20 protein-coding genes, 2 tRNA genes and 1 pseudogene are annotated in these 16,953 nt (G+C 63.3%); 9 read left to right on the top strand and 14 right to left on the bottom strand.

Features of this window, described 5'->3' with window-relative positions; all coding sequences use genetic code 11:
- Positions 1 to 170 precede the first annotated feature (170 nt).
- Complete coding sequence (locus ASD04_RS15855; RefSeq protein ID WP_056259308.1) at positions 171 to 1,106, top strand: Abi family protein; 936 nt, start codon at positions 171 to 173, stop codon at positions 1,104 to 1,106.
- Positions 1,106 to 2,341 carry a site-specific integrase gene (locus tag ASD04_RS15850; protein ID WP_056259071.1) on the top strand — a complete coding sequence of 412 codons (1,236 nt, stop codon included), beginning with the start codon at positions 1,106 to 1,108 and terminating at the stop codon, positions 2,339 to 2,341. The genes ASD04_RS15855 and ASD04_RS15850 overlap by 1 nt, the downstream gene beginning before the upstream one ends.
- Before the next feature lie 81 nt (positions 2,342 to 2,422).
- Here the strand turns inward: ASD04_RS15850 and ASD04_RS15845 are convergent, their stop codons facing one another.
- The 11 genes and pseudogenes from ASD04_RS15845 to ASD04_RS15800 all read right to left on the bottom strand — a co-directional run bounded on the left by ASD04_RS15845 (position 2,423) and on the right by ASD04_RS15800 (position 8,911).
- Positions 2,423 to 2,914: a hypothetical protein gene (locus ASD04_RS15845; RefSeq protein WP_056259067.1), complete on the bottom strand. Its 492-nt coding sequence runs from the start codon at positions 2,912 to 2,914 to the stop codon at positions 2,423 to 2,425.
- Positions 2,911 to 3,321 carry an STAS-like domain-containing protein gene (locus ASD04_RS15840; protein ID WP_200940276.1) on the bottom strand — a complete coding sequence of 137 codons (411 nt, stop codon included), beginning with the start codon at positions 3,319 to 3,321 and terminating at the stop codon, positions 2,911 to 2,913. Before ASD04_RS15840 ends, ASD04_RS15845 begins: the two co-directional genes overlap by 4 nt.
- Positions 3,264 to 4,115 carry a hypothetical protein gene (locus tag ASD04_RS15835; protein WP_156461276.1) on the bottom strand — a complete coding sequence of 284 codons (852 nt, stop codon included), beginning with the start codon at positions 4,113 to 4,115 and terminating at the stop codon, positions 3,264 to 3,266. The genes ASD04_RS15840 and ASD04_RS15835 overlap by 58 nt, the downstream gene beginning before the upstream one ends.
- A 695-nt stretch (positions 4,116 to 4,810) precedes the next feature.
- Positions 4,811 to 4,886, bottom strand: a tRNA-Phe gene (locus ASD04_RS15830).
- A 183-nt stretch (positions 4,887 to 5,069) separates the two neighbouring features.
- Positions 5,070 to 5,264, bottom strand: a complete 195-nt coding sequence (gene yacG / locus ASD04_RS15825) for a DNA gyrase inhibitor YacG (RefSeq protein WP_056259059.1) — start codon at positions 5,262 to 5,264, stop codon at positions 5,070 to 5,072.
- Positions 5,264 to 5,902 (bottom strand): Maf-like protein, encoded by a 639-nt coding sequence (locus ASD04_RS15820; protein ID WP_056259057.1) that lies wholly within the window; start codon positions 5,900 to 5,902, stop codon positions 5,264 to 5,266. Before ASD04_RS15820 ends, yacG begins: the two co-directional genes overlap by 1 nt.
- Before the next feature lie 11 nt (positions 5,903 to 5,913).
- Positions 5,914 to 6,132 carry a translation initiation factor IF-1 gene (gene infA, locus ASD04_RS15815; RefSeq protein WP_035082742.1) on the bottom strand — a complete coding sequence of 73 codons (219 nt, stop codon included), beginning with the start codon at positions 6,130 to 6,132 and terminating at the stop codon, positions 5,914 to 5,916.
- Between the two features lie 74 nt (positions 6,133 to 6,206).
- Positions 6,207 to 6,635, bottom strand: coding sequence for an arsenate reductase ArsC (locus ASD04_RS19915; protein ID WP_280137684.1), 429 nt, complete (start codon positions 6,633 to 6,635; stop codon positions 6,207 to 6,209).
- Positions 6,636 to 6,692: 57 nt separating this feature from the next.
- A pseudogene (locus ASD04_RS19910) lies at positions 6,693 to 7,166 on the bottom strand (UPF0262 family protein); the annotation flags it as partial.
- An 8-nt stretch (positions 7,167 to 7,174) separates the two neighbouring features.
- The gene (gene hisD / locus ASD04_RS15805; RefSeq protein ID WP_056259054.1) at positions 7,175 to 8,467 is read right to left on the bottom strand and encodes a histidinol dehydrogenase; all 1,293 of its coding nucleotides are present in this window, start codon (positions 8,465 to 8,467) and stop codon (positions 7,175 to 7,177) included.
- Positions 8,468 to 8,476: 9 nt separating this feature from the next.
- Entirely contained in the window at positions 8,477 to 8,911 is a 435-nt protein-coding gene (locus ASD04_RS15800; protein WP_056259052.1) for a DUF2948 family protein, read from the bottom strand.
- Between the two features lie 610 nt (positions 8,912 to 9,521).
- Here ASD04_RS15800 and ASD04_RS15795 point away from each other — a divergent pair.
- From ASD04_RS15795 to ASD04_RS15780, 4 genes are read left to right on the top strand one after another with little or no spacing between them, the layout of a single operon-like run.
- On the top strand, positions 9,522 to 10,166 hold the full coding sequence (locus ASD04_RS15795) for a TetR/AcrR family transcriptional regulator (RefSeq protein WP_056259051.1): 645 nt from the start codon (positions 9,522 to 9,524) through the stop codon (positions 10,164 to 10,166).
- Positions 10,163 to 11,101, top strand: coding sequence for an HlyD family efflux transporter periplasmic adaptor subunit (locus ASD04_RS15790; RefSeq protein WP_056259046.1), 939 nt, complete (start codon positions 10,163 to 10,165; stop codon positions 11,099 to 11,101). Before ASD04_RS15795 ends, ASD04_RS15790 begins: the two co-directional genes overlap by 4 nt.
- Positions 11,098 to 12,036 (top strand): ABC transporter ATP-binding protein, encoded by a 939-nt coding sequence (locus ASD04_RS15785; protein ID WP_056259043.1) that lies wholly within the window; start codon positions 11,098 to 11,100, stop codon positions 12,034 to 12,036. Before ASD04_RS15790 ends, ASD04_RS15785 begins: the two co-directional genes overlap by 4 nt.
- The gene (locus ASD04_RS15780; RefSeq protein WP_056259040.1) at positions 12,033 to 13,163 is read left to right on the top strand and encodes an ABC transporter permease; all 1,131 of its coding nucleotides are present in this window, start codon (positions 12,033 to 12,035) and stop codon (positions 13,161 to 13,163) included. The genes ASD04_RS15785 and ASD04_RS15780 overlap by 4 nt, the downstream gene beginning before the upstream one ends.
- 64 nt (positions 13,164 to 13,227) lie before the next feature.
- On the opposite strand, the gene murA is transcribed toward ASD04_RS15780, so the two are convergent.
- A complete protein-coding gene (gene murA / locus ASD04_RS15775; protein ID WP_056259037.1) occupies positions 13,228 to 14,517 on the bottom strand; it encodes a UDP-N-acetylglucosamine 1-carboxyvinyltransferase in 1,290 nt (429 codons plus the stop codon).
- A gap of 130 nt (positions 14,518 to 14,647) precedes the next feature.
- Positions 14,648 to 14,812 carry a hypothetical protein gene (locus tag ASD04_RS19740; protein WP_200940275.1) on the bottom strand — a complete coding sequence of 55 codons (165 nt, stop codon included), beginning with the start codon at positions 14,810 to 14,812 and terminating at the stop codon, positions 14,648 to 14,650.
- A 148-nt stretch (positions 14,813 to 14,960) separates the two neighbouring features.
- Here ASD04_RS19740 and ASD04_RS15770 point away from each other — a divergent pair.
- Positions 14,961 to 15,035 (top strand) — tRNA-Thr (locus tag ASD04_RS15770).
- 26 nt (positions 15,036 to 15,061) lie between these two features.
- Here the strand turns inward: ASD04_RS15770 and ASD04_RS15765 are convergent.
- The gene (locus ASD04_RS15765; RefSeq protein ID WP_056259035.1) at positions 15,062 to 16,054 is read right to left on the bottom strand and encodes a 2-hydroxyacid dehydrogenase; all 993 of its coding nucleotides are present in this window, start codon (positions 16,052 to 16,054) and stop codon (positions 15,062 to 15,064) included.
- A gap of 217 nt (positions 16,055 to 16,271) precedes the next feature.
- Here ASD04_RS15765 and ASD04_RS15760 point away from each other — a divergent pair, with 217 nt between their 5' ends.
- On the top strand, positions 16,272 to 16,640 hold the full coding sequence (locus tag ASD04_RS15760; protein WP_056259033.1) for a Rieske (2Fe-2S) protein: 369 nt from the start codon (positions 16,272 to 16,274) through the stop codon (positions 16,638 to 16,640).
- A complete protein-coding gene (locus tag ASD04_RS15755) occupies positions 16,624 to 16,941 on the top strand; it encodes a hypothetical protein (protein ID WP_056259029.1) in 318 nt (105 codons plus the stop codon). The genes ASD04_RS15760 and ASD04_RS15755 overlap by 17 nt, the downstream gene beginning before the upstream one ends.
- Positions 16,942 to 16,953: the final 12 nt, after the last annotated feature.

Genomic DNA, 16,953 nt, shown 5'->3' with positions numbered 1-16,953 from the left:
CTGGCAGGTTCCTTCAGGCGCTGTAACAAAATGTTCACAAAGAATGCCTTGCAACCAAGGGCCGTCTCAAGCATATATCTCCCCAACAAGACCCGCCACGCCTCGGACGGAGCCTCGGCTTCGTACTGCGCACCCCGGCGGGTTTCTTGTTTCTGGCCTCTGGTGACACGATGAAGTTCACCAAGCCCTCCCTGACCATCCAGCGGCAGATCGAGAAGCTCGAAGGACGCGGCATGTCAGTGCCCGACAAGGGCAAGGCCGACCATTACCTGCAGCACATCAGCTACTATCGATTGAGGGCGTACTGGCTTCCATTCGAAGTGCCGGCGCAGGTTGACGGTGAACACAAGTTCGCCGACGGAACTTCTCTAGACGACGCCATATCCCTGTACGTCTTCGATCGCCAGCTCAGGCTCCTGGTCATGGACGCGATCGAGCGCGTTGAAGTTTCACTTCGTGGCGCGTGGGCCTATCGGCTGGCCATCCAGTACGGCCCGCACGGTTACCTGGACCCAGCCCTCTACGCCCGAAGCGACCAGTTCGCACGGGCCCTGAATTCCCTGCTCGATGAGATCGACTGGTCCAAGGACACCTTCATCAAGCACTACAAGACCAAGTACGATGACCCTGAGCATCCGCCCATCTGGATGATTTCGGAGATCATGTCCCTTGGGCAACTGTCGAAATGGTACAGCAATCTCAAAGCGCGCGCTGATCGGCAGGCCGTCGCCAAGGTCTATGGCCTTGATGAAAAAGTGTTGGCATCCTGCGCTCACCATCTGACCTATGTTCGCAACATCTGCGCCCATCACGGCAGGCTCTGGAACAAGCAATTCACGGTGACGATGAAGGTACCGAACGCGCCGTCGTCGCTCAGGCTTGCCATGAATCCTCACACCGAACGGCGACTCTACAACACGCTCGCGATGCTCGGCTATTTAATGGGGATTGTGGCGCCGACTTCTGATTGGCGCCAGCGGCTCCGCGAGCTTGTCGCCTCCTGCGATCATGCAAAGCTCGATGCAATGGGCTTCCCCGACAACTGGCTGACATTGCCAGCTTGGAAACCGCCAGCGACAGCCATAGCCAACAATGGAGGGGCCTGATGTCCGTCCGTAAGCGCTTTTTCCCTGACTCCATAGCCGGCCCCAATCAGGCATGGGTTGCGGACTATGTCGACGCCGCCGGCAGGCGCCATCGGAAGCAGTTCAAGCTGAAGAAGGATGCCGAGGCCTACGAGAAGCGAGCCAGCACTGAGGTAGCCGACGGTACGCACATCGCCCCGAGCGATAGCATCACGATCGAAGAAGCGGGGGACCTGTGGATCAAGGCCAAGCAGCGCGCCGGCCGGGAGCAGGCCACCATCGCCCAATACCGACAGCACCTGGATCTGCATATCAACCCGGCAATAGGTCACGTGAAGCTCCCCGCCCTGACGCCGGTGGTGCTGAGCAAGTTCGAGGACGAGTTGCACGACGCCGGACGCTCGGCCGCCATGATCAAGAAGGTGATGGTCAGCCTGGGCAGCATACTCGCGAACGCGCAAAAGCGCGGCCACGCCGTGAGGAACGTAGTGCGGGACATGAGGGGGCTGGGGAATGGTGCCGACGCGCGCGCAGAGAAGCGCGCCAAGGGCAAGTTGAGGGTCGGGGTGGACATTCCCTCGCCCGACGAGGTCAAAGCCTTCCTGGGACATCTGCGCGGCCGATGGCGCCCGCTGATGCTCGTGGCAGTGTTCGGCGGACTGAGGGCCAGTGAGCTGCGGGGCCTGGTCTGGGATGATGTCGATCTGGTCAAGGGCGGCGTGTACGTCCGCCAGCGCGCGGATCGGTACAACGCGATTGGCCGGCCGAAGACAGAAACCAGCGAGCGCTATGTCTCGCTGCCGGCGCTGGTCGTCAACGCTCTGAGGGAATGGCGGCTAGTCTGCCCGCGGAAGGACACCGGCAAGAAGGGCGACGCTGGGCAGCCGGCAAAGGTGCTACAGCTCGTGTTCCCCAACGGCCAGGGCAAGGTCGAGAGCCTGGCCAACATCATCAATCGCGGGTTGTGCCCGGCGATGGTGCGGGCTGGTGTGACGGTGGACACCGGGGAGGTCGATGCGGAGGGAAAGCCGGTGCTCGCCGCGAAATATACCGGCATGCACGCCCTGAGACACTTCAACGCCAGTTGGCTGATCAACTCGACGAAGGCCGGCGGGTTGGGCCTGTCGCCGAAAGAGGTCCAGGAGCGGCTCGGGCACTCGTCCATCGTCATCACGATGAACACCTACAGCCACCTGTTCGAGCGACTAGACGACGGCAGCGAGATGAGCGCCGCGGCGGCGGCGCTACTGGGATGAAATGCGGAGGGCTGGTCATGCACTGCTGATGCAGAATGACGCTCTGGCGGCGGTACGTGCGCGGCAAATGAGGTTGGTGTTTCAGCCCGCGAATGGGTAGCGCGTGAAGCGCTTAAACATCGCCATGAGCGTAACCGACTTCGAAAATGTTTGACGGGCCAGCACCGCAAGTTCGGCTGCTCGCACTTGGCAATCTGACGCGCGCTGAAAGTCGGCTGTGCGCGTGGGGCTACGGAAGTCTCCGCCAGATAGAGAATCCAGAAACAGCGCCAGACTTTGCACCAGGGGCATCATCTCATGGACGCGAAGTCGGCCGAATACCAACAGGGAGTGATGTTGCAGGTAGGTCTGCCCGCCCAGTATTTTTGCTTCAAGTCGGAGGCGGTTATCGTCATTGGCGTCGAGTAGCCAGTAATCGGTGCCATCCTCTGCGACGGCCATCACCTGCTCGATAAAGTGCTTAAAGGTTTCCCAGTGGTCATCGCGGCTGGACTTGAGCCAGGCCAGGATCAGCGCAGAGCACGCCCCAAAGAGCGCGGCGAGGACAAGTTCAGAGAACCGCCCGCCCGTCACGTCTTAGGCTTAGCCTGGTCGATGTAGCTCCAAGTGAGAACCTGAAAAGTCTGGTAGAGAGACGACGCTTCAATCACAAGCCACTTGCGCAGATCGGCCTTAGTGAAGTGCCCCTCACGAACGAGGCCGCCAAAAGCCTCTTCCAGGAAGGATGCGGGATATCCGGCTACGCCGTCGAGGACGACAGTTACAGGGCGACCCGCTGTACGCGCAGCGTCAATGGCATGAACGAGGTAGTCCTCTCGGAACTCCTCGCCACTGTTGTCGCCATCGGCGCGATATCTGCCGCCGGGAAAGCGCGAGAAATCATCGGCAATAATGATCGGTGATGCGGCCGCTGGATGAGCGGTCATAGCCAAAGGTCCCATATGATGAGCGTTCCTGGCATTGGCGAACTCAAGTGCCATGATTGCGGCTTCCTTCCAGTTTCCTCACGATACGCGCCATTCCTACTCAAAATATGAAGGATGCCATGCTGGCAGTGAGAAATAGCCTCGCGCACAACTGGCAGCCCTTTACCGCGATGCGATGATGAAGTCGAGGTCCAGCCGTGTCGCATGGCAAGGCGTATCTTTGCATGGTCTGAGATCGGGTCATCATCATCAAATGCCCCTTTGGTAAATCTCTTCAATACCCGGTTGACATAATTGTGGCCCGCCCATTGAGAATCACGATGAGCGGCAAGGCTCCCGGGAATGGAAATTCCTTGATCGTAAACGACCAGAGAGAGCTTGCGTTCCGCTTCCGTAATCGCGCCGGTGAGCCACCAGTTAGGCTGCACAGGGTTTGCCGAGCTGAAGTCGACGGGATAGGCGTGACGGCGAGTGTTCTCCGTTGCCTCGATAAGCGCTGAATACAGCTTTATGGTCCGAGCCACTGTTTCGTCCCCGGTAAGGCAGCCTGGATGGGCGGCAATCAGGTAGTCGAGCAGTTTTTCGACGAGTTGGCCTAGCTCCACCGACTCCACTTGCGCGCTTGAATTGAAGCGCTCTATCCGCGTTAGTGGGTCGGACAGGGCTATCACCTCATTTGAAGGTAATCCCAAAATCTCAAAGAAGCCAATGCGGCCTAGAGTGTCCCTGACGCTAGGGCTCCAGTCCGCAAGGTTGTACACATGCGTCGCGGACTGAGACAGCGTGCGGTTTCTGTCGTAGAGCGCTGCAACGACCAGTGCTGCCTCGGGCGTCATCTGTTTGATCATCGCGAAGTCGCTGTACGACAGGCCTCGAACCCGCTTGATCCTGCGTCCTTGGGCGCGTCGGCGCGTGATCCTGGCCAAGTGCCTACTGCTGCGCGAGAACGAGTTCGACAGCCACTCGAGGAATTCTGCATTCTCGACTGCGAAGATGGGAGGCACCGGCATCGCCCGTGCCTCCTTCGGCGAAGTGTAGTAGCCTGCCGGCATTTTGCGGCGGTTGGACGTCGACCGCTGAAGCGTGCTTAACGCCGGTCGTCCTTTGCGCCGAATAAGGAGGACAAGTGCACGTCGGAGATAACGAGCGTAACGGCGCCGAACCTGCGCTGCGTCCCTGAACTGCCTATCCGACGATCGCTTTTTCACAGGGCCGGCTTCCCTTGGGTAGCGGGCTCAATATGCGTCAAGGTCGTTGAAGTCAAACAATCGACCGGTCAACGGCAGCGTGATCCGCGCCAACGCTTCGCGCCCGCAGCTCGAGGCTGCCGCCGCTGCCCACAGCGAGGGCGATCGATTACATCGGCCATGAGTACCGACTATAGACCATTCGATGTGCCATTTCATGTGACATGGATTTACCGGGGCCGGAAGTGACCGCCCGGAATCGCTGGGGTTTGCGCGTGGCGCACGAATGTCACACGGGGCGGTGCTCGATAGGACCAATGCCACCTACAACTATTTGAGTTTATTTAAGAAATAGGTGGTGCCCGGGACCGGAATCGAACCAGTGACACGCGGATTTTCAATCCGCTGCTCTACCAACTGAGCTACCCGGGCAATGGCGGAAGTCCGCCTCGGCTGAAAGCCATCGGCCTTATAGGGGATGGGTTTTGGCCACGCAAGCGGGAAAAGGGTATGTGGACAAGGAGTTTGCGTGGGCGGGTGGAGACCTCTGCCGCAGCGGGCCGCAGCCCAGTGGCCTTCGTGGTTCGACGGGCTCACCAAGAGGTCTTCGAAGGCCTAAAAGTCCTCGTCATCGAGCTTGGGCAGGTTCGGATCGTCATCGGCCACGGGCTCGTCGTCCCGGGCCGGAATGACATAATTGCCTGATAGCCAGCGGTTGAGATCGACGTCGGCGCAGCGTTTGGAGCAGAAGGGCTTGAACTCTTCAGTCGCGGGCTTGCCGCAGATCGGGCATTTTTTGGCCGTGGGCATCAGACGCCTGACAGCGTGGACTGGTTGAGCCAGTTGAAATGGACCGGATAGCCCTCGCCGGCGAGGAGCTGGGCGGTTTCCATCAGCGGCAGGCCGACAACGGCGGTATAGGAGCCGGAAAGCTTGACCACGAAAGCGCCGGCAATGCCCTGGATGGCATAACCACCCGCCTTGTCGCGCCACTCGGCGCTGGCCAGGTAGGATTCCATCTCTCTGTTAGAGAGGCGCTTGAAGCGCAGGCGGGTTTCGACCAGGCGCTGGCGTTTGGCGCCGGAGGGCGTGAGCACCGTCAGGGCGGTATAAACGCGGTGAGACCGGCCCGAGAGCAGGCGCAGGCACTCGGTGGCCTCGTCCATGGTCTCGGCCTTGGGCAGGATGCGGCGGCCAACGGCGACCACAGTGTCCGCCGCAAGCACGATCGCGCCCTGGCCGAAACCGGCGGAGCGGGCCTTGTGCTGGGCGGTGAGAGCCTTGAGGTCGGCGAGGCGGATGGCCAGCTTGCGCGGCAATTCGCCCTTTTCGGGCGTCTCGTCTACATGGGCTGGCACCAGATGCTCGGGCTCGATGCCGATCTGATTGAGCAAGGCGAGCCGGCGCGGCGAGGCGGAGGCCAGGATCAAATCCGGACGGCTGGCCATCTCTGCTGCCTTTATTTGAAGCGGTAGGTAATACGGCCCTTGGTCAGGTCGTAGGGCGTCATTTCGCACAGGACCTTGTCGCCGGCCAGGACGCGGATACGGTTCTTGCGCATGCGGCCGGCGGTGTGGGCAATGATCTCATGCTCGTTCTCCAACTTGACGCGGAACGTCGCATTGGGGAGCAATTCAGTCACCACGCCCGGAAATTCGAGCACTTCTTCCTTCGCCATACTGTCTCCTGATAGACCCATAGGGGCATAGCTTGCCGGCCACGGGTCGGAAAGTGGTCTCTACCTACTTCAATTCAACGGATTTGTGAACCACCGGAAACCAGAGGTTCGAGGCGGGTGCGCACCTGCTTGCGCAGGCTGTCGCGCAGTTCGCGATAGGCGTTCAGCACCAGTTCGCGATTGCCCTCCACCAAAGACGGATCCGCTGTCGTCCAGTGTTCGACCGCGCCGGCTTCGAGACCCTTGCGGGTCACGGCTTCGGGCGCGTCTTCGGAGAGGGTAATGACCAGGTCGAAGTGGTTGGCAACCAGTTCGTCCAGGATATGGGGCGTGTGCACGCTCATATCAATGCCGATCTCTTCCATCACCTCGTGCACGAACTGGTCGGCCTTGCCGCCATTGACGCCCACCGAGCGGGCGATGATGCGGCCGGGAAAGGCCTGGCGGGCCAAAGCCGCGGCCATGGGCGAGCGCACCGAATTCATCGAGCAGACGAAGAGCACCGAGGGCAGTTCGCTCGTCGCCTCGTCGATCCTGCTGGCATAGGGCTGCACGGCGCAGATGAGGGTGAACAGGCGCCGCGCGGTGTTGAGATCGACGATGATCTTGTTGGTCAGCCGCGTGCGCAGCAGTTCGGCCGCCTCGTTGTGCATGCCGCGGCGCGCCATGTCGACGGTTTCGATCTGGAAGGGCTGGGCCGAGCGGATGGCTTCGTAATAGGCGTCGCGGATACGGAAATAGTCGCGGATCAGCCGGCGGAACGGGGTGAGCGACAGATAGTGCGCGGCGATGGGCTGGAAGGTTTCGGGGTGGCGCACATCGAGCACGATGGAATTGCCGATGATCGACATATGCAGCGCGAAGGGCCCGGTGGCCGTGACGCGGGCGGGCCGGAAAGTGTTTTCTTCCAGCAGGTCATAGATGGCGATGCGCCATTCATGCACCTCGTCGGGATTGATCGAGGTGATGGTATTGGGGTCGAGCGTCACGGTGACCAGGCGATCCGTATTGGTGGGTTTCGCCTGGCTTTCCATCGAAATGCTCAACGGTTGAGCCTTATCGATACCGACCGACCGTGGCCGTCGAGGCCTTCCACCTCGGCCAGGGTGACCGCCGCCTCGCCCAGCGCGGCCAGCGTCGTCGGATCGCAGCCCAGGATGGAGGTGCGCTTCATGAAGTCGAGCACGCCCAGACCCGAGGCGAACCGCGCGGTGCCGGCCGTGGGCAGGACGTGGTTGGAGCCGCCGACATAATCGCCGATGGCCTCGGGCGTGTGGTGGCCGAGGAAGATTGCGCCGGCATGGCGGATGGCGGGCAGGATGGACTGCGGATCGTCGAGCGCCAGTTCGATATGCTCGGAGGCGATGCGATTGGCGAGGGCAACGGCCTCGGTGAGCGAGGAAACGGTGATGATGGCGCTGTGGACCTCCCAGCCCTCGCGGGCATTGGCCGGATTGGGCAGCAGGTCGATCTGCCGGTCCACCTCGGCGGCAACCGCGTCGGCCAGCCCCTTTTCGGTGGTGACGAGAATGGAGCGGGCCCCTGCCCCGTGTTCGGCCTGGGCGATGAGATCGGCGGCAACCCATGCGGGGTTGGCCGAGCCATCGGCGATGACCAGCACTTCTGAAGGGCCGGCGATCATGTCGATACCGACCTTGCCGAAGACCTGGCGCTTGGCCGACGCGACGAAGGCGTTGCCGGGGCCGACGATCTTGTCGACCGGGGCAATGGTTGCTGTGCCATAGGCAAGAGCCGCGACGGCCTGGGCGCCGCCGACGCGGTAAATCTCGGTAACGCCGGCCATCTTGGCGGCGAGCAGGATGGGGGCGGCGATCTGCCCGCCCGGCGTCGGCACCACCATGGCGATGCGCTCGACACCGGCCACCTTGGCGGGCACGGCATTCATCAGCACCGAGGACGGATAGTTGGCGAGGCCGCCGGGCACGTAGATGCCCACGGCATCGACCGGGGTCCAGCGGGTGCCCAGGATGACCCCCAGCGGGTCGGTATAGATGTGGTCGGCGGGCTTCTGCTTTTCGTGATGCGCCCGGATGCGGTCATGCGCCGTCTGCAGCGCCGCGCGGACCTCCGAGGTGACGCGGGCGGCCGCCTTGTCGATCTCGGCTTCGGAAATGCGCAGGTCGGCGGCGGTGAAATGGGTGCGATCGAACCTGTTGGTCAGTTCCACCACTGCCTCGTCGCCACGCGCCCGCACATCGGCGATGATGCCGGCGACGATATCGCTGACGTCCTGGCTGGACTCGCGCTTGCCGTCGAGCAGTTCCTGGAATAGCTGCTCGAAATCGGCATCGGCGCTGTCGAGGCGAATGGGCATCAGCTGTCCTTAGTCGAGGGCGTGGGCGGGTTTGGCCGAGGCGGCCCAGACGGCGCCGAGATCGGAAAGGCGCGCTTCGAGACATTCGACGCCCAGCCGCACGGTGCCGCCACCGGCAAAGCTGAGTTCGACAATGCCGGCCGGTCCGTCGATGGGCTTGAAGGTGATGGCCAGCAGTTCCAGCACGCCTTCGGGCGCGGCGGGATCGAAGCCATTGGTGACGACGGACTGCACCGCGTCGAAATGCAGGGCGGCACGCCTGCGCAGGCCCTTGTCGCGGCGGCCTTGGCCCGATTCCCAATCGAAGCGGTTCATCAGCAGCGCAAAGCGGCGGTCGCCGCGCGCATAGCCCATGTCGGCGACGCGCACGACGGCGTCCTGCGCATGGGCGGAAATGACTTCGAGGTCTTCGGTATCAAGCGCAAGCAGCTTGAGGTCGGTCATAGGCGGCGGCCCCGTTTTTCTGTCGCGCCGGCTGGAACCGGCCGGCGCTGGTGGCATGAAACGACCCTATCTGGTCATGCCGGCCCCGATCTACAAGTTTGACGACGCATGGGCAATGCGGGCTGTGGAAAGCGGCATGCGGAAGCGCCGCCTGGATCGCGGTTGTCATGGATGGGCGGACCCCGAGACGGCTGACGCCCCTGAGTAATTAATAGTGAGACGGAAGCCGTCTCGGGGCGCCGGTTTTTGGAGCCCCGGCGCCCTCCGCCACTGTTCGCCTGCAGGCCGCCCATGCGGAGGGATGGGGAGATGATACGCGCAGTTCTGGCGAGGGGGATAAGATGGATAAATCCATCGTCGCTTCCCCAACCACCGTGTCATCCCGGCCTTGAGCCGGGATCCATCCTGAGATGGTGGGGCAGGTGGTCGGACGATCCACCTTGCGGCCGTGGTGCGATCTCGAGATGGATCCCGGCTCAAGGCCGGGATGACACCGAGGGTGGGATGGCAAGGTGCCTATAGGCGACCGTGCCGGCAGTTCCATTCCCCGTCCAGTTGCACTTGTAAATAACTGACCAGTCAGTTATTATACGTGCATTGGAGAGCGCCCATGACCGAGACCACCAAGAAATTCCGCCGCCGGGCCGAGGCACGGCCAGACGAGGTGCTGGATGCGGCGCTGTCGGTGTTTGTGGCCAAGGGTTTCGCCGCGGCCAAGGTCGATGACATTGCCCGGCAGGCAGGCGTGTCGAAGGGCACGGTCTATCTCTACTTTCCCTCCAAGGAGGCGCTGCTGGAAGGCATCGTGCAGCGCGCGGTGTCGCCGATTGCCGATCGTGCGGCTCCCGACATGGCCCAGTTCGAGGGCGACCCGCGGGTGCCGATCACCCGGCTGCTGCACATGCTGTGCGGGGCGCTGACGCAAGCGGACACCATCGCCATACCCAAGCTGATCCTGCGCGAGGTGATGAACTTTCCTTCTATCGCCGAGATGTATCGGCGCAATGTGCTGGACAAGGTGGTGCCGGCACTGACCGGGCTGATCGCCCGCGGCATCGAGCAGGGCTATCTGCGGCCGGTGGACCCCGAACTCACCATCCGCTCGGTAGTGGGGCCGATCATCGCCCATATCGCGCTCAGCGAAATCTTCGACGTCAGGCCGGCCGACGGGCTGGCGATGGAGCGGCTGGTGGAAAACCATATCGACATCCTGTTTCGCGGCATCAGCGCCGATCCGCAGGAGGCACCGAAATGAACGAGTTCTTTGCCGGCGTGATGGCCGCCATCATGTCGCTGCTGCCGGGCGGGGCCAGCGAGCAGGCGGGCTATCCCGGTTATCTCGAAGCCGACTATGTCTATGCCGCGCCGGTCAGCGCCGGGCGGATTGCCAGCATTGCGGTGGCCGAAGGGCAGGCGATCGGGGTGGGCGACACGCTGTTCGCGCTCGATGACGCCCAGCAGCAGGCGCTGCTGACGGCGGCGCAGGCGCGGGTCGAAGCGGCGCGGGCGACGCTGGAAAACCTCGAAACCGGCAGCCGCGTCGAGGAAATCGACGTCATCCGCGCCAATCTCAGCAAGGCGCGGGCCGACCTGGTGCTGGCGCAATCCAACTTGGCCCGCAGCGAGAAGCTGCTGGCCGCGGGCACGGTTGCCCCGGTGCGGGTGGAACAGGATCAGGCGGCGCTCGCCGCGGCCGAAGCGCAGGTGGCGCAACTGACCGCGCAGGTCAACGTGGCCGAACTGCCGGCGCGCGATGCCCAGCAGGTGGCGGCGGAGGCCAATCTGGCCGTCGCGGCAGCCGATGCCGACCGGGCTGCGCTGGATCTCAGGGACCGGCAGAGCCTCGCCCCGGTGGACGGCACGGTGGATCGGCTGTTCTACACGACGGGCGAGATCGCCGTGGCGGGTGCGCCCATCGTCTCCATCCTGCCCGACGGAGCGCTCAAGGCCCGGTTCTTCGTGCCGGAAGTGGAGCGCTCGGCCCTCTCGGTGGGCCAGGTGGTGAGCGTAAGCTGCGACGGCTGCGCGGCGATGACGGCCACGGTGACCTATCTGGCCAGCGAACCGCAGATAACGCCGCCGGTGATCTATTCGCGCGAGGAACGCAGCCGGCTGGTCTATCTGGTCGAGGCCGGGATCGCAGAGCCGGGCAAGCTGCGGCCGGGGCAGCCGGTGACGGTGACGCCATGACCGGCAGCAGCGTCATCGACGTGCGGGGGCTGACCAAAAGGTTCGGCGACAAGACGGTGGTCGACCATTTCGACATCGCGGTGCCGCGCGGCGCCATCTATGGCTTCCTGGGGCCCAACGGCTCGGGCAAGACCACGACGATCCGCATGATCTGCGGGTTGCTGACGCCCGACGAGGGGGAAGGCACCTGCCTCGGCTTCGACGTGCGGCGCGACGCGGCCCGGATCAAGGAGCGGGTCGGCTACATGACCCAGAAATTCTCCTATTACGAAGATCTCTCCATTCGCGAAAATCTCGATTTCGTGGCCCGCATGTACCGCCTCGACCGGCGGCGGCAGCGGGTGGATGCGGCGCTTGACGAACTGGGGCTGGCCGACCGGCAGAAGCAGCTCGCCGGCTCGCTGTCGGGCGGCTGGAAACAGCGGCTGGCGCTGGCGGCCTGCCTGCTGCACGAGCCCGACCTGCTGCTGCTCGACGAGCCGACCGCCGGCGTCGACCCCAAGGCGCGCCGCGACTTCTGGGACGAAATCCGGCGCCTCTCGGCCAGGGGCGTCACGGTGCTGGTTTCCACCCACTATATGGACGAGGCCATCCAATGCGACTTCATCACCTATATCGCCTATGGAAGAAAGCTGATCGACGGACCATCGTCGGAGATTCCCGCCATGGTGGGGCTGGTCACCTATCGCGTCTCGGGGCCGGACATTTCCGCTCTCGAGGCCGAACTGCAGAAGGAAGACGGCGTCGAGCAGGTGGCCCGCTTCGGCGCTGTGCTGCATGTGTCGGGCACGGACAGGGCGAAGCTGGAAAGCGTCGTCTCGCGCTATCGGGCGCGCGGCACCCATGAATGGACGGAAAAGAAGTCGGAACTCGAAGAGGCCTTCATCTACCTGATGGCGGGGGCGCGGGACAATTTCGCCCGAGACGCGGCATGAGGTTTTCATTCGCGCGCCTGTTCGCCGTACTCGCCAAGGAATTCATCCAGATGCGCCGCGACCGCATCACCTTCGGCATGATGATCGGGCTGCCCATCTTTCAGTTGCTGCTGTTCGGCTACATCATCAATTCCGATGCGCGGCACCTGCCCACGCTGGTCGAACTCAACGATACCGGCCCGCTGGTCCGCTCCATCGTCTCGGGCATGCAGATCTCGGAATATTTCGACATCCAGGGGGCGGTGGCCGGCGTGGACAGCGGTGAAAAGGCGCTGCGCGACGGCACCGCGTCGTTCGTCGTGGTGTTTCCGCAGGATTTCGAACGCGATATCGTGCGCGGGCTCAAGCCCACCCTGCTGGTGACCGCCGATGCCTCGGACCCTTCGGCCGTCGGTGGGGCGGTCGGGGCGCTGAGCGGCATTGTCAGCCGGGCCATGGCCGAGACCCTTTCGGGGCCGCTGGCCCGGCTCGCGCCAGCGCCACCGCCTTTCGACGTGGCCGTGCACAAGCTCTACAATCCGGAAGGGCGCACCTCGACCAATATCGTGCCGGGACTATTGGCCATCATCCTGTCCATGACCCTGGTAATGATGACGGCAGTGGCCATCGTCAAGGAATCGGAGCGCGGCACCATGGAGATGCTGATCGCGACGCCGGTACGGCCGCTCGAAGTGATGCTCGGCAAGATCGTGCCCTATGTCTTTGTCGGCTACGTGCAGACCGCCGTATTCCTGCTGGCTGGCCTCACCCTGTTCGAGGTGCCGTTCGAGGGGTCGTGGTGGGCTTTCTTTGTCGGCTTCAACCTCTTCATCGTGGTCAATCTGGCGCTGGGATTCCTCATCTCGGCCGCGGCGCGCTCGCAGATGCAGGCCATGCAATTGTCGATGTTCACCATCCTGCCCTCAGTGCTGCTGTCGGGCTTCCTGTTCCCGTTTGCCGCCATGCCGGGCTGGGCGCAGATCATCGGCAGCGCCGTGCCGGCCACCCATTTCCTGCGGGTGGTGCGTACCGTCATGCTCAAGGGCGGCGATATCGGGGATGTCGCCGGCGAGATGTGGGCGATGGTCGCGATCCTGATCGTGATCTCGGTCGTGGCGATGCTGCGCTACCGGCAGACGCTGGATTAACCTGGCGGGGATAGTGGCCCTCGGGTCGAGCCCGAGGGCGTTACGGTGAGTTGAGTTCGGGCGTTCAGCCCGCGACGCGCTCGATTTCCGCGCCGCAGCGGCCGAGCTTTTCTTCCAGCCGTTCGAAGCCGCGATCGAGGTGATAGATGCGGTTGACCACGGTCTCGCCCTTGGCGGCGAGGCCGGCAATCACCAGCGACACCGAGGCGCGCAGGTCCGTTGCCATGACCTGGGCGCCCTTGAGCTGGGCCTTGCCGCGCACAGTGGCCAATTGCCCGTCGACCGAGATATCGGCGCCGAAGCGGGCGAGCTCGGCCACGTGCATGTAGCGGTTCTCGAAGATGGTTTCTCGAATATGGCTGGTGCCCGAGGCCATGGTCATCAGTGCCATGAACTGGGCCTGCAGATCAGTGGGGAAACCGGGAAACGGATCGGTCTCGACATCGACGGGCTGGATGCCATTGCCGTTGCGGCGCACGCGCAGGCCTTCGGGCTCGACGCTGAGCGCGACCCCGGTACGGGCCAGGGTGTCGAGCGCCGCCTGCAGGTGTTCCGGGCGCGCGCCCTTGAGCAGCACGTTGCCGCCCGTCATGGCGGCGGCCATGGCGAAGGTGCCGGTTTCGATGCGGTCGGGGATCACGTCGACGGTGGCACCATGCAGCCGCTCCACGCCCTCGATGGTCAGCGTGCGCGTACCGATGCCCGAGATTTTCGCACCCATGGCGACGAGGCATTCGGCGACATTGGTGATTTCGGGTTCCTGAGCAGCATTGTCGATGACGGTGGTGCCGCGGGCGAGCGTGGCGGCCATCAGGATGGTGTGCGTGGCGCCCACCGAGACCTTGGGGAAGGTGATATGGGCGCCGACCAGCCCGCCCTTGGGCGCCCGGGCGACGACATAGCCTTCATCGATATCGATCTCGGCGCCCAGCGCCTTGAGGCCGAACAGGAACAGGTCGACCGGCCTGGTGCCGATGGCGCAGCCGCCCGGCAGGGAGACGCGCGCCTCGTGGCAACGGGCCAGCAGCGGCCCGATGACCCAGAAACTGGCACGCATCTTGGAGACCAGATCGTAGGGCGCGGTGGTGTCGACGATGTCGGCGGCATGGAAGGTCATGCGCTGGCCTTCGCCTTCCTCGCCGCGGCGGCGGCCATGCACGGCGATATCGACGCCGTGATTTTCGAGGATACGCTCGAGCTGCTTGACGTCGGCCAGGCGCGGCACATTCTGCAGCACCAGCGGCTCATCCGACAGCAGGGAGGCGATCATCAGTGGCAAAGCGGCATTCTTGGCGCCCGAAATCGGGATTTCGCCATTGAGTTCATTGCCGCCGATCAAACGGATACGGTCCATAGTCTCGTCCTATATGGCGGGCGTTGCCGCCCTCTTACCTGGGAATGGAGCCAGACCAAGTCTTTGTCGCCACGTAAGCCAGACCCGCCGCACTCAGTGCTAGAGAATTCGATAGTCGCCCGAAACTGGTTTACGGTTTATTGACCGTATCGGTTCCGGGGCCCTGTTGGGGATCGGGCGCCTGGCGCTCCGAACCGGCGCGCGCCTTGGCCTGCCCCTTGCGGCGCTTGAGGTTCTCACGCAGCTTTGCGGCCAATCTTTGCTCACGCAAGGCGGCCTGTTCGGATTTGCTCATGGTATCACGGGGAATCGCATTGCCCTCGCGTCGGTTGATAGGCGCTTTTTAGCCTTGCGTCGAGGTTTGGCCTATGGCAAAGGAGCCCCCGTCGCGCCGGGCTTGCTTGCCCCGCGGCGCCATATCGGTCGCGCCGCCGCGACCCGATGCTGCCGTAGCTCAGTGGTAGAGCACCCCCTTGGTAAGGGGGAGGCCGACAGTTCAATCCTGTCCGGCAGCACCATTTCAACTCATTGATATCGTTGAGACTCAGCCGCCGGTTCGACGGGTGGGCCAGTTCGTCGCTATGGCCGGATTGCGCAGGCCCCGGGGGAGGTTGCCTGACAGGAGCGTGACGATATTGGACACGGCGAGGTCGACCAGGGCGGCGCGGCTTTGCTTGGTCTGGCCGATCATGTGCGGCGTCAGCAGCAGGTTGGACAATTTGCGCAGGGGGCTATCGAGCGGCAAAGGCTCGGTCTCGAAGACGTCGAGGGCGGCGCCCCTGAGGTGACCTGAGGACATGACCTCGAAAAGCGCGGCTTCGTCTACCAGCCCGCCGCGGGCGGTATTGACCAGGATGGCATCGGGCTTCATTTGCCGCAGCCGGCGGGCATCGATCAGGTGCCGGCTTTCCGCCGTCAGCGTCGTGTGCAGCGTCACGATATCGCTGGTCCGGAGCAGGTCATCGAGCGGCAGCATCTCGATGCCGTCGGGAATATCCCTTGCGAATGGATCGTGGGCCTTGAGCGACAGCTGCCAGTTGGCCAGCAGCCCCGCGACACGCCGGCCGATCTGGCCGAGCCCGATAATGCCGAGCGTCTTGCCGGCAAGCAGTTCGGCGACCGGCAAGGCGGGACGGATGGCGTTCGCATCCATGGTCTGCCGTGCCTGCGGCAGGCCGTAGCTGGAGGCCAGGATCATCATCACCGTGGCCTCGGCCATGCCTTGGATATGCTCGTCGGGCTGGCCGTTGACGATGGCGATGCCGAGCCGGGTCGCCGCCTCGATATCGAAGCCATCTGTTCCCACCCAGGGCGAAACCACCGCGCGTAGCCGCGGCGCCGCCCGCATCACCGCTTCCGTGCAGCGGAAGTGACCATAGGCCAGCAGCACCTCCGCATCGACCAGTGCGGCATCAGGGATCGTCTCTCCCACGCTGTGCCGGATATGCGTGGGGGTGACGCCGGCCCGCCGCAGTGCCGTCTCGATGCGCTCGAAGAATGCCAAGGTGCCGCTCTCGCTCAGCATGACTACGCCCATGCGTCTTTTCCTCCGGAATTGGCCAGGCGCGACGCTGACCGATAATCCCAGTAAAGTCCAGTATGTTGTGCATCGTTCATCAGGATGAACAGTGCACTGATTAGCGCCGCTTATCACCTTGTACGGATTATGCAGGTTGAGCCCCCTGCCCGATGGCGAGACAAGGGGTCGAAGGAGCTTCACGGCATCCTATTCAACCAAGTGGAGCAGTGCATCAATGACGGAAGTATTCGTTGCCAAAACGGGGGAAATGGCCAGTGGCGACCGGCGCATTGTCTCCCATGCGGGCGTGGAGGTCGGGGTCTTCTACTGGGAAGACACATACTACGCCTATTCCAATATCTGCCTGCACCAGGGCGGGCCGGCTTGTGAAGGCCTGCTTATGCATCAGGTCCAGGATGTCCTCCGCCCAGACCGCAGTTTCAAGCAGCAGAAGTTCTCCGAGACGGAGATCAACTTCGTCTGCCCGTGGCACGGCTATGAATACGACCTCAAGACCGGCCGCGTGGTGGCCGATCCCGCACGCCGCCTCAAGTCCTTTCCGGTCCACATTCGTGATGGAAACGTTCATGTCGACATCAATTGAAGTAGCCATCTCCCAGCCGATCACCCGCGACAGCAAGCTCGATGCTGCCATTGATCGGGTGACCACCGCCCTGATCGAGGATGACGGGAGTATTTCCGCGGAGGCCCTGGCGGCCCTCATCACCCACGCGACGCGCTGCTACGTGCAGCGCCTGCAGCAGGGCGAATATTTCAGCCCGTTCCACCCCGATATCGAGATCACCGCCACCGAGGCGATGATCCTCAGTACCGAAGTCCTCAAGAGCGCCGACCTGCAACTGTTCGAACTGGGCATGTGGCAGTCGATGGGCAGCCCCACGTGATCCCCGCGTCGG

It is taken from the genome of Devosia sp. Root436, from assembly GCF_001426345.1.
GTDB lineage: Bacteria > Pseudomonadota > Alphaproteobacteria > Rhizobiales > Devosiaceae > Devosia.
Note: the sequence above shows the minus strand (reverse complement) of the source record. Positions and strands in the feature narration are given on the sequence as shown.

Coding starts and splice junctions, on each gene's coding strand:
- ASD04_RS15855 (WP_056259308.1), top strand. CDS start 171: ATGAAGTTCACCAAGCCCTCCCTGACCATCCAGCGGCAGATCGAGAAG.
- ASD04_RS15850 (WP_056259071.1), top strand. CDS start 1,106: ATGTCCGTCCGTAAGCGCTTTTTCCCTGACTCCATAGCCGGCCCCAAT.
- ASD04_RS15840 (WP_200940276.1), bottom strand. CDS start 3,321: ATGGCACTTGAGTTCGCCAATGCCAGGAACGCTCATCATATGGGACCT.
- ASD04_RS15835 (WP_156461276.1), bottom strand. CDS start 4,115: ATGATCAAACAGATGACGCCCGAGGCAGCACTGGTCGTTGCAGCGCTC.
- yacG (WP_056259059.1), bottom strand. CDS start 5,264: ATGCCCACGGCCAAAAAATGCCCGATCTGCGGCAAGCCCGCGACTGAA.
- ASD04_RS15820 (WP_056259057.1), bottom strand. CDS start 5,902: ATGGCCAGCCGTCCGGATTTGATCCTGGCCTCCGCCTCGCCGCGCCGG.
- infA (WP_035082742.1), bottom strand. CDS start 6,132: ATGGCGAAGGAAGAAGTGCTCGAATTTCCGGGCGTGGTGACTGAATTG.
- hisD (WP_056259054.1), bottom strand. CDS start 8,467: ATGCCCATTCGCCTCGACAGCGCCGATGCCGATTTCGAGCAGCTATTC.
- ASD04_RS15800 (WP_056259052.1), bottom strand. CDS start 8,911: ATGACCGACCTCAAGCTGCTTGCGCTTGATACCGAAGACCTCGAAGTC.
- ASD04_RS15795 (WP_056259051.1), top strand. CDS start 9,522: ATGACCGAGACCACCAAGAAATTCCGCCGCCGGGCCGAGGCACGGCCA.
- ASD04_RS15790 (WP_056259046.1), top strand. CDS start 10,163: ATGAACGAGTTCTTTGCCGGCGTGATGGCCGCCATCATGTCGCTGCTG.
- ASD04_RS15785 (WP_056259043.1), top strand. CDS start 11,098: ATGACCGGCAGCAGCGTCATCGACGTGCGGGGGCTGACCAAAAGGTTC.
- ASD04_RS15780 (WP_056259040.1), top strand. CDS start 12,033: ATGAGGTTTTCATTCGCGCGCCTGTTCGCCGTACTCGCCAAGGAATTC.
- murA (WP_056259037.1), bottom strand. CDS start 14,517: ATGGACCGTATCCGTTTGATCGGCGGCAATGAACTCAATGGCGAAATC.
- ASD04_RS19740 (WP_200940275.1), bottom strand. CDS start 14,812: ATGAGCAAATCCGAACAGGCCGCCTTGCGTGAGCAAAGATTGGCCGCA.
- ASD04_RS15765 (WP_056259035.1), bottom strand. CDS start 16,054: ATGGGCGTAGTCATGCTGAGCGAGAGCGGCACCTTGGCATTCTTCGAG.
- ASD04_RS15760 (WP_056259033.1), top strand. CDS start 16,272: ATGACGGAAGTATTCGTTGCCAAAACGGGGGAAATGGCCAGTGGCGAC.
- ASD04_RS15755 (WP_056259029.1), top strand. CDS start 16,624: ATGTCGACATCAATTGAAGTAGCCATCTCCCAGCCGATCACCCGCGAC.